Source organism: Aurantimonas sp. C2-5-R2 (assembly GCF_036549495.1).
In the GTDB taxonomy this organism is placed as follows: Bacteria; Pseudomonadota; Alphaproteobacteria; order Rhizobiales; family Rhizobiaceae; genus Aurantimonas; species Aurantimonas coralicida_A.
Genome location: NZ_JAZHLJ010000076.1, coordinates 1 through 14974 on the forward strand (window position 1 = coordinate 1; position 14974 = coordinate 14974).

The following is a 14974-nucleotide window of genomic DNA, read 5'->3' on the forward strand; positions in this document are numbered from 1 at the left end:
CTCGCTCAACAAAAACAAATCACCCATCAAAGCCTCCTTCAATGGAGACCGTGAATCACAGATCAAGAGAAATTAATAGGTCCTGAGCCTAATTTAAAAATATCAATTGTCCTCCCCACAAAAACCTGCTGTCCAGATTTTGTGAAGGCATCTTCGTGAACAACACCATTTTTCCAAGCTACGATACGTGGCCAGAATAATAATATTACACCTAATAAAAGAAGAGCGATAGAAATGAGATTTTTAAAAACCTCAGGCATATCCGTAAAAACGACGGTGCCGTCCAGGATTTGATCGAATATAAAACCGACAATCTCATCCCAGAGCCCGGATATAGCACCCGCCAGCGATAGTGTACCAAGCAATTTCCGCATGTACATTCAGACAGAACCCTCAATACGAATGAGCCGACCCTCTGCAAAACACTTTCACGCCCGCTACCAATCCATAGGTTCTGAGGGCTTTCACGCTCAATCGGCCAGCGACTGGATCTCGGCCTTGAGGTCGTCCAGCCCGACGCCCTTTTCCGACGATGTCGATAGGATCCGCGGAAACGCAGCCGGGCGTTTGGCGATCGCGACCGCAGTCGCTTCGACCAGCTTGGGAACGGCCGGCGGCTTGATCTTGTCGATCTTGGTCAGGACGATCTGGTAGGAGACGGCCGCCTTGTCCAATAGGCCCATCACTTCGGCGTCGTTGGGCTTGATCCCGTGCCGCGCGTCGATGAGCAGGAAGACACGCTTCAGGCTGACCCGGCCGCGCAGATAGGAAAACACCAGCCGCGTCCAGGCGTCGACCTGATCCTTCGGCGCCTTGGCGTAGCCATAGCCGGGCATGTCGACCAGGGCGATCGGCGGCAGCTCCGTCGTCTCCCCGCCATAGCCGTCCGGCACGAAGAAATTCAACTCCTGCGTGCGTCCGGGCGTGTTCGAGGTTCTGGCCAAGCCCTTGCGGCCGAGCAGCGCGTTGATCAGCGACGACTTGCCGACGTTGGAGCGGCCGGCGAAGGCGATCTCGGGCGGGCCTTCCGGCGGCAGGAACTTCATCGCCGGGGCGCCGCGCACGAAGATCCAGGGCCGCGCGAAGAAGCGCGGGTCCGCCGCTTCCGGAAGTGTCTCGGCCTTGTCGGTTTCGTCAGCCATGGTCATTGCGCCTTCTCAAGCTCATCGATATCGCCACCCCGGATCGCACCGAGATTGCAGGTGATCTTGTCGATCGGCCAATCCCACCAGGCAAGCCGCAGCAGCCGCGCGATAGACGGCTCGCAAAACCGCAACCGGATGACCCGAGCCGGGTTGCCACCGACGATGCCATAGGCCGGCACGTCCCCGGTCACGACCGACCGTGCGGCAACGATCGCACCATCGCCGATCGTCACACCCGGCATGATCGTCGCGCCCTCGCCGATCCAGACATCGTTGCCGATGATCGTGTCGCCCTTCATGCCGGCGAGGATGGTCGCGAAATCGAACCCCTCTTCCCAGCCATGGCCGAAGATATTGAAGGGATAGGTCGAGATACCGGTCATCGCGTGGTTCGCACCGTTCATGACGAAGGACACAGCGGCCGCGATGGCGCAGAAGCGCCCAATCACAAGGCGATCCCCGAGAAACGGATAGAGATGACCGACGCAGCGCTCGACGAAGTGTTCCGGTCCCGCCGGGTCGTCGTAATAGGTGTATGCGCCGATTTCGATCTGCGGATGGTCGACGATCGGTTTCAGGAAACCAACCCGTGGATGCCCTTCCACCGGGTGAGGATCGTCCGGATCGGGTCCATGCATCGTCGGCCCTTCGCCTCTATCCGTCGGTGTCGGCTCAGCTCTGGGACGGTTTTTCCCGTCGCCGGAACAGGCCGCGCAGATTGTCCCACAGCTCGATCTTGGTACCGTTGCGCTTCATGATCACGCTCTGCTGGATGATCGACAGGAAGTTGTTCCATGTCCAGTAGATGACGAGGCCGGCCGGGAACGAGGCCAGCATGAAGGTGAAGATCACTGGCATCCAGGTGAAGATCATCTGCTGGGTGGGGTCCGGCGGCGTCGGGTTGAGCCGCATCTGGATGAACATCGTGATGCCCATCAGGATCGGCCAGACGCCGACCAACAAGAAGCTCGGCAGATCGACCGGAACCAGGCCGAAGAGATTGAAGATGCTGGTTGGATCGGGCGCGGCGAGATCCTGGATCCAGCCGAAAAACGGCGCATGCCGCATTTCGATGGTCACATAGAGGACCTTGTAGAGGGCGAAAAAGACCGGAATCTGGATCAGGATCGGCCAGCAGCCGGCCGCCGGATTGATCTTCTCCTCCTTGTAGATCCGCATCATCTCCTGCTGCTGCTTCTGCTTGTCGTCCTTGAAGCGTTCGCGCAGCTCGGTGATCTTGGGTTGCATGTTCTTCATGCGCGCCATGGATTTGTACGACTTGTTGGCGAGCGGGAAGAAGATCAGCTTGAGGACGACGGTAACCGCCAGGATGGCCAGGCCGAAATTGCCGATGAAGCGATAGAACCAGTCCAGCGCGTGGAACATCGGACGGGTGATGAAATAGAACCAGCCCCAGTCGATCAACTGGCCGAACTGGCGGATGTCGAGCGTGTCCTCGTAGCTGTCGATGACGTCGACGACCTTCGCGCCGGCGAAGGTGCGGTTGGTCGCGGTAGCGGTAGCGCCCGGAGCCAGTGTCATCGGATCGGCAACATATTCGGTCTGGTAGCGCGGCCGGTTGCCGGTCAGATAGAGGAAGCGCGACTGGAAGGGCTGCCCGGCCTGCGGGATCAGCGTCGTCGCCCAGTATTTATCGGTAATGCCGAGCCAGCCGCTGGCGACCTTCGGCGGCACGTAGCGCAGGTCGTCCTCGATCGCGGAATATTTGACTTCGGAGAGCCCGTCCTCGCCAAACACCCCGAGCAGCCCCTCGAACAGGACGTAGACGGAGGCCACCTCCGGCTTGGAGTAGCGGGTGACACGCCCGTAGGACGACAGGGTAACTGGCTGCGCGCCGTCGTTGCGCACCGTGTCTTCGACGGTGAACATGAAATTTTCATCGACGGAAATCTGCCGCGAGAAGGTCACGCCCGCGCCGTTCGTCGTGGTCAGCGTCACCGGCGTTTCCGGCGTCAGGGTCTGGTTGCCCTCGGCCTGCCAATTCGTCGTTGGACCGGGCAGATCGCCGGCATTCTGCCCGATATAGCCAAATTCGGCGAAATAGCCGGTCGGCAGGTTCTCGGGCGACAGCAGCACGATCGTCGGCGAGGTATCCTTGACGGTCTCATGGTAATTCTTGAGCCGCAGGTCGTCGAGGCGGGCGCCGGTCAGGTTGATCGAGCCCGACAGCGCCGGCGTGTCGATCGGGATGCGCGCACCGGAGGCGACGGCTTCTTCGCGGGTCGCCGGAACCGCCGCAACGGAACCCTCACTCGGCACGACGCTCTCGCGCCCCGCCGGCGCGACGACATTCTCCTGGGGGGTACCCGCCGGCGTCTGCGGGGTCTGCAACGAACCGTCGTTCTGAACCGTTTCTGTCGCTTGCCTCTGCGCGTCCATACGCGGGCTGACCACCAGAAACTGCCAGCCGACGAGAACCGCGATGGACAGCGCCATGGCGATCAGAAAGTTGCGGTTGTTTTCCATCAATCAGACCCCGATGGACGCCCTGGCGGACGCCGCTTCACTATGGTCGGATCGCGATCCGGCCGCTTCGCACGCGCAAACCGTCGGGACAGTTCGTCCTTCAGGGTGGCGAAGGGCATGGCCAGCACCTCGCGCCGCGCGACGATCACATAATCGATGCCGGGCGCCATGTCAGCCTCGGCGTCAAGGCGGATCGCCTCGCGCAGCCGGCGGCGGATTCGATTGCGCACGACGGCGTTGCCGACCTTCTTGGTCACTGTCAGACCGACGCGGGGAGCCTCGCCATCGCCCCGATCAAGGGCTTCGACAAAGAAAAACGGGCCGTTCAAGCGACGGCCCTTGCGCGCGGCCAGAAATTCCGCGCGATTTCTCATCTTGCCGACGGCCATCGGAGATCGTCCGGCGGCCGCGACGCAACTAGGCCGAGAGCCGCTTGCGGCCCTTGGCGCGACGCGCCGCGATGACCTTCTGGCCACCATTGGTCGCCATGCGCGAGCGGAAGCCATGACGGCGTTTACGGACGAGCCGGGACGGCTGATAGGTACGTTTCATCGTATCAATCCCGCGCTCGGATGCGCGGACCCTTCATGTGTTCCGAAATCTGGGTACGGAGCAGGAGGAAAGCGCGCAACAACCCGTCGCGCGGAACGCTGCCCACTCGTGTGGGCGCTTATAGGAAGGGTGGGGGGCAAAAGTCAATCGGCCGATGGCGCCTTCAAAGTGCGTTCGCGCAACATGGCCGACGCGACGCCAAGGGCTTCATGGCTACGCCGTCGCCTCCGACACTATTCCGTGACGATCTTGTAGCGCCCTCCCGCGCGGACCTCTTCCCGGCCCTCAAGGCCGTTCAAAAGACGGAACATCTGCGATTTGCGGTCGACGCCGACCATGCGAGTCGCCAACCTTTCGGCCGTGTCTCCCGCCGCAGCCGTCACGATCCGGATTCGCAGGGGCTTGAGCGCGGCCTTTTCCGAGGCGCTGAGCAGACGAAAGGAACTGGCGACACGATCGGCGACGGTGCCGACGGAAGCCGCGGACGCGGCCTGGACGGCCGTCAGGAACCGATAGACCTGGCCGCCCACGCGGATGATCGTCACCTCGAAGGCGTACTCGCCCCCGCGCGCCCGCGCCGAAACCGCGTCCAAGTTGCCGATCCGCCGTTTGCGGATGGTCGATGGATCAAGTCCGCCGATCCAGCCGCTGTTGACGTAATCAACGAGGCTGGTGGTTGCCGGCAGGGCCACACCATCGAACCGAATCGCGGTGTCGCCCGGCCCCGTCGCCATAACGGCTTCGGCGGTATTGTCGATAAGAAAGCCATCGGGAACCTCGAAGGTGATGCCGAGGCCGGGATGATAGAAACGCCGCTCGCGCACGTAACCTTCGGCGGCGGAGTCCCCGAACAGCATCCCGTCGATGCCCGACAGATACCGGTCGCGGTCGGTCGCGCCGGTACCGGACGGGCCATATTGGCGCGCGTGACGCGCGGCGAGGTCGATGCGTTGCGGTGCCGACGGATGCGAGGCGAGAAAATCGAGATTGGGATCGTTTGCCTGAAAGGCATTCCGGATCTTGGAATAGGAATCCATCGCACCCAGGAAGCGCGAAGCCGCAAACGGGTCGTACCCGGCGCGGGCGACGTGGCGGATCCCGAGCACATCGGCCTGCAATTCCTGCTTGCGAGAGAACTGAGCGAGATTCAGCCGATTGCGGGCGAGTGCGATCTCCCCGGCCGGCTCGCTGGCCAGAACTTCGTTCACGACGCGGCTGGCGATCTCGGCTGCCTGCTCGCGCTGCTGGCGCTCGATGCCGTGATTGGCGGTGACATGACCCATCTCGTGACCGATCACTGCCGCGACCTCGGCGGAATCGTTGGCCAGCGCCAGCAGACCGCGGGTCACATAGACGTAGCCGCCCGGCAGCGCGAAGGCGTTGACGTTCGGAGAATTCAGAACGGTGATTCGATAGGCGCGGTTCGGATCCTCCGTGACCGCCTGAAGCTTGCCGACGACCGTCGCCAGCGTCCGTTCGAGTTTCGGGTCGGAATAGGCGCCACCATACGCCGCCAGAATCTTCGGATGCTGCGCCCGTCCGATGACCGACTGCGGGTCGCCCTGCTGGATGTTTTCGAAGGTGATCGGCTGGCGCGTCGCCACATAGCCGGACTTGGCGTCACGACCGACATCACCGGCCAGACCGTCCAGGCTCGCCTCCAACGACGTACACGCACCAACCGCCAAAAGCGCGGCCAGCGCCGCGCCGCGAAGCGCCGCGCGTGTCACACGCCTTGCGGACCAGACCCCGGACATCATTTCCATCGGTGCGATCACCGCCCCCGCCAATATGCCGCAGAAATTCAGCTCTGCCCTGTTCGCACAAGACCCTTAGCCGAAACGCCACGCTCCGCGGAAGGATCGATCCGCAACACGACGTCGCAAATCCGCGGCGCGCCCCCTCATCATGGATGCCTTCCCGGCTAACAAGCAAATTCGCCGGAAATGCGTCATGAATCAGAAACCTTTGTGCCGAGATAGCGAGCGACACGCGGATCGGTCCGGCCCGACAGGATCGCGCGCGTCGGCCCCACCGCGAGCACCACGCCTCGATCGAGGAATGCGACGCGATCGGCGTGGTCGGCCGCGTCGTCCGGATGATGGGTCACCATCACCACGGTCATCGGACGCAGCGCGCGTTCCGCGCGAAGCGTCTTCAGCATCCCCAGCATTTCCTTGCGCAACGCCGGCCCCAGCGCCGCAAAGGGCTCGTCGAGCAGCAGCAGCGGACGATCGCGGAGGAAAGCGCGAGCGAGCGCGACGCGCTGGCGTTCGCCGCCGGACATCGTGGCGGGACGACGGGCCTCGAAACCCGCAAGGCCGACGGCCTCCAGCGCCTCCAAGACGCGGCGCCGGTCGTCGCCGGACAGGCGAAGATTCGGGGCGATGCCGAGCGCGACGTTGCGAAAAACATCGAGATGGGGAAACAAATTGTTTTCCTGGAAAACGATGCTGAGCGGCCGCTCGGCGGGGGCGACCCCGCTCATGTCGGCGCCAGCGATGACGACCCGTCCCGAATCGGGCGTCGCGAAACCGGCCGCCAGATCGAGCAGCGTCGACTTTCCCGCGCCGCTCGGCCCGATCACCGCCAGCCATTCGCCCTCGATCACCTTGAGATCGAACCGCATGTCGCTGCCCTCATAGGCCAGGCGAACGTCTTCGAAGGATAAGGCCAGCACCTCGCTCATCGCTTTTCTCCCGCGCCTGCCAGCCCGCGCTCGGCCAGCACCATCAGGCCGAGGCACAAAATACCGAGAATCAGCGCCAGACCGGCCGCGTCGCTGGTGCGATAGCTCCCCATGCGCTGCAACAGCAGATAGGGCAGCGTGACGAGGTCCTGGTTGCCGAACAGGGCGATCGCGCCGAGATCGCCGAGCGAAATCGCCAGCGCGAAGGCGAAGGCGAGGCCGAGCGCGGGGCGCATGGCCGGCCAGTCGACGAAGCGCAGCCGCGACAGGCCGGCGAGCCCCAGACTGGCCGCCAGTCGCCCGGTCGCCTGATTGGCAGCGGCCAGCGCCGGCCCGACGATCCGCACGATGAACGGCACGGCCATGGCGGCGTTGGTGGCGACGACGACATAAGGCGCGGCGGCGAAGACGTCGGTGACCTGACGCAACGCCAGAAACCAGCCGGCTCCGACGACGATCGGCGGCACCACGAGAACGAGGCTGGCGGCCGTCTCCAGCCCCTTGCGCGCCGTGTCTCGCCCACGACGAGCCCCGGACGGCGCGCCGCGCAAGGCTTCGAGGGCGAGGATCACCAGGACCGAGACGAGAAGCGCCAGCGATGCCGCGGCAAGGGCGATCGCCAGGCTGGTCAGCGCCGCGCGCCGGACCGCTGGATCGACGGCGAGCGAGACGAGGTCCGCCTGCAATCCGCGCACCAGAACCGCGACGAAGGGCGACAGGACGAAGGCTACTCCGAGCGACAGGATCGCGGCATCCATCGCCGCCCTCGCCCGGCTCGGCCGGTCGTAGCGCAGCGCCCGGCCGCCGAGGCCGAACCCGGCCGCGACATCACCGCCGAGCCGGGTCGCGAACCACAGGATGATGGCGGTCAGAGCGATTTGCAGGAGCGACAGCGCGATCGCCCGACCGGGGTCGAACTCATAGCGAAGCGCCTGATAGATCGCGACTTCCAGCGTCGTCGCGCGGGGTCCGCCGCCGAGGACGAGGACGAGCGTGAAACTCGTCACGCAGAGCATGAAGACGAGGCTCGCCGCCGCCGGAAGGCTGGCGCGGATCGCCGGCCATTCGAGCAGCCGGAAGGTGGCGAGCGGCGTGAGAGACAATTGCCCGGCGAGCTTCCAGCTTTCGGCCGGCACACGATCCAGCGCCGCCACCATCAGCCGGGCGGCCAGCGGCAGGTTGAAGAAGACATGGGCGATCAAGATGCCGGCCAGGCCATAGACGTCGAGGCGCGGCAGCCCGATCGCGGCGAAGGCGCCGGACAGCACGCCGTTGCGGCCCCAGATCGTGATGATGGCCAGCGCCCCGACGAGAACCGGCAGCGCTTGCGGCAAGAGGAACAGCCGCAGCACCGCCCGGTGTCCGGGAAAACGGGCGCGGTGGAGCGCGACGGCCAGGGGCACAGCGCCGGCAAGTGACAAGAGCGTCGACAGCGCCGCCTGCTCCAGGGTGAAGAGCACGACGCCCCGGATATAGCGGTCGGCGAAGAGCGCCGGCAGATCGGGCACGGCACCCGTCGCCGCGAGCAGGAACACGAAAGCGCCGCCGAGAAAGACGATCAGGACCGCGGCGGCGGCAAAGCCGAGGCCGATGCGAAGGGTCCGGTCGGTGGCGCCGGTCATGGCCGCGCGCGCGCGCGAGCCCCGCCGCGCCGTCCACCGCGGACGCCCAGGCGCATCAGCGGCCGATCGCCTCGAGCCATTCCTGCGTCCAGGCCTTGCGGTTCGCCGCAACCGTCTCGGGATCGATGAACAGCGGCGTCTCCACCTTGACCAACCGGTCGAACGCCTCCGGCATTTCGATGCCGTCGATCACCGGCAGCGTCCAGTTGGTGGTCGGAATGATCGACTGGATTTCGGGGGTCAGCATGAATTTTAGGAATTGGCGCGCCAGATCCGGCTGATCGGCGTTCTTGAGCAGGCCCGCGACCTCGATCTGGAGATACTGGCCTTCCGAAAAGGCCGCGGCCTGATAGCGCTCGGAGCCTTCCTCGACCATGTGATAGGCCGGCGATGTCGTATAGCTCAGCACCAGCGGCACCTCGCCATTGGTGAACAGGCCATAGGCCTCGCTCCAGCCGGGCGTGACAGTCAGAATGCGGTCGGAGAGCTTTGCCCATTTGGCTTTCGCCTCCTCGCCATAGACCGCTTTCATCCATAAAAGCAGGCCGAGGCCCGGGGTCGAGGTCCGCGCGTCCTCGATGGCGATCTTCTGCTCGGAATCGCCGGACACGAGGTCGTCGAGGCTCTTCGGCGGATTGTCGATAGCCTCGGTGTCGTAGACGACGGCGAGATAGGAATAGTCGTAGGGCACGAAGACCGGATCGGAAAAGCCCGTCGGCACCGTCAGCTTGGACAGATCGACGCCGCTGTCGGCGAACAGGCCCGTCGCCTTGGCTTCGGGAATGAGGTCGGAGGTCAGCCCGAGAGCGATGTCGGCGTCGCTCGTCTCGCCCTCCAGCTTCAGCCGGTTGAGGATCGCGACCCCATCCTCCAGGCCGACGAACTTCAGGTCGCAATCGCAGACGGCCTCGAACGCCGCCTCGATCTTAGGCCCCGGACCCCATTCGGGCGTGAAGCTTTCATAGGTATAGATGGTGAGCGTCGGCTTGGCGTCCTGCGCCACGGCGGGAGTCACGAAAGTGGACAGCGCGGCGAGGACAGCGGCGCCAGACAAAAGTTGCGAACGGATGGGAGTCATGGCGGGGCCTTTCGATGCCGCGACGTCGGAAGAGCCGCGCCGCGAGGGCCTCGCGAACGCCCGCAATCCCTCCGCCGGTACGATCCGGATCAGGTTCGACGGGTTGGCGCGACGCCTCTCAGCCCGAAGGCACCCCGTGTGAGCTGCCGAAGATTTAGCGGCAAGCTCTGCCACCGGCAAGGGCAACCGGTGCAACGGCCACTGCTTCGAACGGATGGACACGTTTTTCCCCTCCCCTTCGCCGCTTCCACGCGCTAGATCACGGCGCCATGCGCTTCACGATCCTTCTTGCCGGCCGCGTCGATCCGACACCCGCCCTTGTTAATGCAGTATCCGGCACGCGGGTGATCGCCGCCGACGACGGAATTCGCCATGCCACGGCGTTGGGGCTCACACCGGAACTGTGGGTCGGCGATTTCGATTCCAGCCCGGCGATTGCGGCCGGCGAATTCTCCGACATTCCCCGCGAGACCTTTCCGAGCGACAAGGACCAGACCGACGGCGAACTCGCCATCGACGCGGCGGTCGCTCGGGGCGCGAGCCGGCTGCTGCTTGTCGGCGCGCTCGGCGGTCCACGCAGCGACCATGCCTTCGCCCATCTCATCCTGGCGCTGCGCTTTGCCGCGCGCGGCCTCGATGTCGAGCTGTTCGACGGCCGTGAGCATGGTTGGCCGCTGTCCCCGGAGCCGCGCCGCTTCGATCTGACCCCCGGCGCGCAATTCTCGATCCTGAAATTCTCGGATCTGTCGGGACTGACAGTCGTGGGCGCGAAATGGCCGCTGGCCGATGTCGACGTGCCGTTCCATTCGATCCTGACCCAATCGAACGAGGCGCTCGGCGAGATCGTCGTCGGGTTGCAGGAGGGCTCAGCGATGCTGATCGCCCAGGCCGACCCCACGGTGCGGTGAGGCGATGCCGAGCGGTTCAATCCTCCCGGAAGGCCCTTGAGAAACTGTCGGTGATGGGCTTGGCGAGATATTCCAGGAAGGTGCGCTCGCCGGTCGCGATATAGGCCTCCACCGGCATGCCCGGATAAATCTGGTCGCGGCTGATTTCGGGTGGCAGGTCGTCGATCATGCTGAGCCGGGCGGTGTAGTAGGGTTGCCGGGTGGTCTGGTCGATCAGCCGGTCGGCGGAAAGATAGGTGACCTTCGCCTCCACGGTCGGCGTGGTGCGCGTATTGAGCGCGCTGAACCGCAGCCGGGCCCTTTGTCCGAGCGAGATGACGTCGACATCCTGCGGCGAGACCCGAGCCTCGATGAGGAGATCTTCGCCGGTCGGCAGGAGTTCGAGGAGCTGATCGCCAGGCCCCACTACGCTGCCGGAGGCATTCACGCTCATCTTGATGATGATCCCATCGCTCGGCGAACGAACGATGATGCGATCGAGCACATCCTCGGCCGACCGCAGCTGTTCTTCGGTATCGGAGACCTGCGCCCGGATTTCATTGAGCTGCGTCACCGCGGTCTCGACGCGCTGCGTTTCGAGCCGCGCCAGCTGCGCCTGCGCTTCGACGATCTGGATTTTCGCCGCCAGAATGCTGGAAACACCCTGCCCTACCTGACCGACCAGATCTGCCTCGCTGCGAAGCAGCGCGGTATATTCCGAGCGATTGGTCAGGCCCTTGTCCAGCAGCGTGCGCTTGCGCGACACTTCCTCCCGAACGACTTCGAGTTGGCGCTCGATCGCCGTCTGCTGCGCGGTCATCCCCTCGATCTGCTCGCGGAGGGCCTGGACACGCTGGCCCATGATCACCTGTTCCTGGCGGTGACGGTCCAATCGGGCGGTGAACTCGCGTTCCTGCTCGATGAGAAGATCGCCGATGCCTTCTGTCCCGGCCAACTGGCGCAACACCGGCGGAAACGACAACATCTCCAGGCCGTCGCGCTCGGAGGTCAGCCGCTCGGTCCGCGCCTCCAGGCCAACCATCTGTTTCTGCAGACGATTGCGTTGCGCTTTGGGAGCTGTCGGATCCAGGGCGAACAGCGCTTGTCCCGCCTTGATGCGCTCGCCCTCGCGCACGAGGATGCTCCGTACGATCCCACCTTCCAGATGCTGGACCCCCTGGTTCTTGCCGGCCGCCGCGACCACCCCCGGCGCGACCGCGGCGCTCGCCAGCGGCGCCAGTGCGGCCCAGGCCCCGAAGCCCAACAGGAAGATCGCCGAGAGCGCGACTCCCGTCACGGTGATCAGGCGTATTCCGGTCTTGACGTCGCTAGCCCAGCCGTCGCCGTTCTTCGTCATGGGTATCCGCTCCATTGTCGGCGACCGCGCCATCAAGCCGCCGGTCAGCTGTCAGCCGTCTCGGGGTTCCGCCCGCCGGCGACCACGGCCGGAAAACGCCCGGTGACGACCGGGAACGATGCCGGCGAGGCTTCCGCCCGATCGTTGGAAGCCGCGCGCGCGGCCTCTTGGGCCGCCTTCGCCTTCTGGACCTGGCGCGCGAACACCTCTTGTCGCGGCCCGAAATCCTGCACGGCCCCGTCGCGCAGGATCATGATCTTGTCGGCCCGTTCGGCAATCGGCCGGCGCTGTGTGACCAGGAGCACCGTCACCTTCGCCTCGCGGGCCGATGCAAGCGCCTTGTCCAGCGCCATCTCGCCTTCGGTGTCGAGATTGGCGTTGGGCTCGTCGAGAACGAGCAGCTTCGGCGATCCATAAAATGCCCGGGCCAGGCCGACGCGCTGGCGTTGTCCGCCGGATAATTGCTGTCCCGCCGGCCCGATGATCGTGTCATAGCCCTTCGGCAATCGCTGGATCAGGTCGTGAACCTCGGCTTTCCTCGCCGCATCGATGATTGCCTCATCATGCGCGTCGGGATCGAATCTGGCGATGTTTTGCGCGATCGTCCCCGGTAGGAGCTCAACGTCCTGGGCCAGATAACCGACATGGCGTCCGAGATTCTCCCTGTCCCAGTTGCGGATATCGGCCCCATCGACACGAATGGCGCCCGAACGGATATCGATGCCCCCGACGATGGCGCGCATGAGCGTCGATTTGCCGGCGCCCGAGGGACCAACCACCACGACGCAGTCGCCGGCCGGAATCTCGGCCGAGATCCGTTTGAGCAACGGGTCGGCGTTCGGTGCATTGGGCGGAAACACGACGACATTCTCGAGCGACAGGCGCCCGACGGGATCGGGCAGATCGGTCGCGGCGGGCTTGGTTCCAAGCACGGCGAGCAGCACGCTTAGCCGGCCCCAGGCCTTGCGCGCATCGACGGCGGGCTTCCACCCGGCGATGACCTGGTCGATCGGCTGGAGTCCGCGACCGGAAATCAGCGAGGAGGCGAAGATCATCCCGGCGGTCATTTCGCCAGCCAGCACCAGATAGCCGCCATAGCCGAGGATGGCGATCTGCAATCCGATGCGAAGCGTGCGGGAGACACCGGCATAGATCGCATTGATGCGGTTCAGCCGGTCCTGCGCGTCGAGCGACCGCGCTTCCTGTCCGCCCCATGCTCCCACGACATTGCCCACCATGCCCATCGCCGTGATACTTTCGGCGCCGCGGGCGAAGGACTGCGCCGCGAGCATTGCGGCCATCGCCTGCTCGCCGGCTTCGCCGACCGGGCGCTGCATCGCGTGCTGATTGGCCCAGGCGAGCAAAGCCAGGACGGTCGCGCCACCCAGCGTCAGCCAGAAAAGATGCGGGTGGATGAAATAGAGAATCCCGATGAAGAACGGAACGAAGGGCAGGTCGAAATAGGCCAGCAGGGCGCGGCCGGATATGAACCCGCGGACCGTGGCGAGATCGCGCAGCGGCTGGACGTCGCCGAGCGAGGCTCGCGGGCCGCGCATCGCGCCGATGAGCGCCCGAGCGCCGGTCCCGGCCTCCAGCCGCGCGGCGATCCGGCCGCAGATCATCGAACGGATCGCGTCGACCGCGCCGAGCAAGACCAGCGCCGCCACCGCGATGACGGAAATGAACGCCAGCGTCTCGACGGAGGCCGACGACAGCACGCGGTCATAGATCTGCAGCAGATAGATTGGCTGAATCAGAAGCAGGATGTTGATGACGAAGCTGAAGACGATCAGAGCGATGAAGCCGCTGGCAAGATCAAGGCCGAAACGTCGATCATATCCGGTCAATTCGATCCCGCCCTGCTCCAGTTTTCACCAATGAGGTAACTCTCGATAGCACAAGGCCGTGGAAACCCCGACCCAAATTGCCGGTCACGCGACAGCGGTCGGAAGCCGGCCCCCACGAGACTTGCCTTGTTTCATTCAAACGCATTTACCGGGCAACGACAATACGGCGCCCAGGCGCGCCCCGCGCCTGGGCGCCGTAGCGGCCGCGATCTCCCTGCGCGGGCGTGGGCCAGGCTTTGCGCGGCGGCCACGACGGGCGGCGGCGCTGGCCCAATCCGCCTCATCGAACAAGGCTTGGCGCCGGCGGCGGGATTCGATTATGGTGCGCCCGGCGTGGTCCCGTAGCTCAGCAGGATAGAGCATCAGATTCCTAATCTGAGGGTCACTGGTTCGAATCCAGTCGGGATCACCAACATTTTCAAGCAGTTAAGGGTGCACTCGACTCCAAAATCGTGAGACGAACGCCATAACCGATTTTCCATATTTTACAGCCGTTTGCACGGCGGCTCAGGCGGTAACAGGGACTTAGCCGTCACATGCAAGGCGCATGGCTAGGGCACATGAGGCACGCCAAAAGCGCCCCGCAACCCTAAGATCACGAGGCGCTAACGGCCGCCGGCTTCGGGACGGCGCCCGGCGCTCTGCCGATGTGGTGATCGGCGGCGCTTCGGCTACCTTTGTGGGGCAGCCGATTCTTATGCGGCGATCATGCCGTCAGCACGCAAGGCGCGATCTCGGCCGCCCTGATCGCGCATGATGTAAAGGCGGACACCGTTCGCGCTCGTGACGCGCTGGCGGACCTTGCCGCGCACGTTGCCGCAGGTGGTCTGGACGGCTGTCCCGACTTCAAACTCGAAATCTTCCGATGCCGTCGCTTCTGTCGAAGTGCTCATGTTGACTTCCCTCCTGGCCGGGCGCTTCCGGCGACGAGGAAAGATATGCCGGAATCGCCCTGCCAAGTCAACAAGAAATTCGTCTAACCCGTTGATACCATTATACCATTTTACCTGATCGATGGTGAAACGGTGAATTGGTAGTGCCGCTCAGATCCGCTCGCCGTTATAGAGCCGATGGATGATGTTTGCCTTTCCCAGACAGCCCATGCAGACGGTCGGGCAGCCGTCCTTCACGGAACACAGCGCCCGACCGATGTCCTGCGGCGTGGGATTAACGCACCAGGAGCGCAGCGCGAGGGCGGCAAGCAAGGCAGTCTCGGGCTTTAGAGCCTGAGCGAAAAGGAGTTGAGCGATATCAGCAGGTTGTGATTCCCCTTCGTTGTCGAGACGTTGGAGGATCGAAATGGCCTGGGA

General features: G+C 64.4%; 15 protein-coding genes, 1 tRNA gene and 1 riboswitch. Of the genes, 2 read left to right on the forward strand and 14 right to left on the reverse strand.

Annotated features, from left to right (window positions below; all coding sequences use genetic code 11):
• Positions 1-62 precede the first annotated feature (62 nt).
• From VQ044_RS20415 to thiB, 10 genes are all read right to left on the reverse strand, one after another.
• The gene (locus tag VQ044_RS20415) at positions 63-380 is read right to left on the reverse strand and encodes a hypothetical protein (protein ID WP_327650885.1); all 318 of its coding nucleotides are present in this window, start codon (positions 378-380) and stop codon (positions 63-65) included.
• A 90-nt stretch (positions 381-470) separates the two neighbouring features.
• Positions 471-1142, reverse strand: coding sequence for a ribosome biogenesis GTP-binding protein YihA/YsxC (gene yihA / locus VQ044_RS20420; protein ID WP_442872874.1), 672 nt, complete (start codon positions 1140-1142; stop codon positions 471-473).
• 2 nt (positions 1143-1144) lie between these two features.
• Complete coding sequence (locus VQ044_RS20425) at positions 1145-1783, reverse strand: CatB-related O-acetyltransferase (protein WP_327645511.1); 639 nt, start codon at positions 1781-1783, stop codon at positions 1145-1147.
• A 34-nt stretch (positions 1784-1817) separates the two neighbouring features.
• Positions 1818-3632, reverse strand: a complete 1815-nt coding sequence (yidC, locus tag VQ044_RS20430) for a membrane protein insertase YidC (protein WP_327623239.1) — start codon at positions 3630-3632, stop codon at positions 1818-1820.
• Positions 3632-4021, reverse strand: a complete 390-nt coding sequence (rnpA, locus tag VQ044_RS20435; RefSeq protein ID WP_327623238.1) for a ribonuclease P protein component — start codon at positions 4019-4021, stop codon at positions 3632-3634. The genes yidC and rnpA overlap by 1 nt, the downstream gene beginning before the upstream one ends.
• A 28-nt stretch (positions 4022-4049) precedes the next feature.
• Entirely contained in the window at positions 4050-4184 is a 135-nt protein-coding gene (rpmH, locus tag VQ044_RS20440; protein WP_206453065.1) for a 50S ribosomal protein L34, read from the reverse strand.
• A gap of 233 nt (positions 4185-4417) precedes the next feature.
• Positions 4418-5941, reverse strand: coding sequence for a M48 family metalloprotease (locus VQ044_RS20445; protein WP_442872875.1), 1524 nt, complete (start codon positions 5939-5941; stop codon positions 4418-4420).
• A 194-nt stretch (positions 5942-6135) separates the two neighbouring features.
• Entirely contained in the window at positions 6136-6873 is a 738-nt protein-coding gene (gene thiQ, locus VQ044_RS20450; RefSeq protein WP_327645514.1) for a thiamine ABC transporter ATP-binding protein, read from the reverse strand.
• Entirely contained in the window at positions 6870-8495 is a 1626-nt protein-coding gene (gene thiP, locus VQ044_RS20455) for a thiamine/thiamine pyrophosphate ABC transporter permease (RefSeq protein ID WP_327645516.1), read from the reverse strand. The genes thiQ and thiP overlap by 4 nt, the downstream gene beginning before the upstream one ends.
• A 55-nt stretch (positions 8496-8550) precedes the next feature.
• On the reverse strand, positions 8551-9573 hold the full coding sequence (gene thiB, locus VQ044_RS20460; protein WP_327623234.1) for a thiamine ABC transporter substrate binding subunit: 1023 nt from the start codon (positions 9571-9573) through the stop codon (positions 8551-8553).
• Between the two features lie 48 nt (positions 9574-9621).
• A riboswitch (TPP riboswitch) is annotated at positions 9622-9720 on the reverse strand.
• A 122-nt stretch (positions 9721-9842) separates the two neighbouring features.
• On the opposite strand from thiB, the gene VQ044_RS20465 reads away from it, so the two are divergent.
• Positions 9843-10481: a thiamine diphosphokinase gene (locus VQ044_RS20465; RefSeq protein WP_327645517.1), complete on the forward strand. Its 639-nt coding sequence runs from the start codon at positions 9843-9845 to the stop codon at positions 10479-10481.
• A 16-nt stretch (positions 10482-10497) separates the two neighbouring features.
• On the opposite strand, the gene VQ044_RS20470 is transcribed toward VQ044_RS20465, so the two are convergent.
• Positions 10498-11817 (reverse strand): HlyD family type I secretion periplasmic adaptor subunit, encoded by a 1320-nt coding sequence (locus VQ044_RS20470; protein WP_327645519.1) that lies wholly within the window; start codon positions 11815-11817, stop codon positions 10498-10500.
• A gap of 44 nt (positions 11818-11861) precedes the next feature.
• Positions 11862-13664, reverse strand: coding sequence for a type I secretion system permease/ATPase (locus tag VQ044_RS20475; RefSeq protein WP_327645521.1), 1803 nt, complete (start codon positions 13662-13664; stop codon positions 11862-11864).
• Positions 13665-13999: 335 nt separating this feature from the next.
• On the opposite strand from VQ044_RS20475, the gene VQ044_RS20480 reads away from it, so the two are divergent.
• A tRNA-Arg gene (locus VQ044_RS20480) sits at positions 14000-14076 on the forward strand.
• Between the two features lie 283 nt (positions 14077-14359).
• Here the strand turns inward: VQ044_RS20480 and VQ044_RS20485 are convergent.
• The gene (locus VQ044_RS20485; protein WP_331827753.1) at positions 14360-14557 is read right to left on the reverse strand and encodes a hypothetical protein; all 198 of its coding nucleotides are present in this window, start codon (positions 14555-14557) and stop codon (positions 14360-14362) included.
• A 150-nt stretch (positions 14558-14707) separates the two neighbouring features.
• On the reverse strand, positions 14708-14974 hold a 267-nt coding region (locus tag VQ044_RS20490; protein ID WP_331827754.1), incomplete at its 5' end, for a hypothetical protein.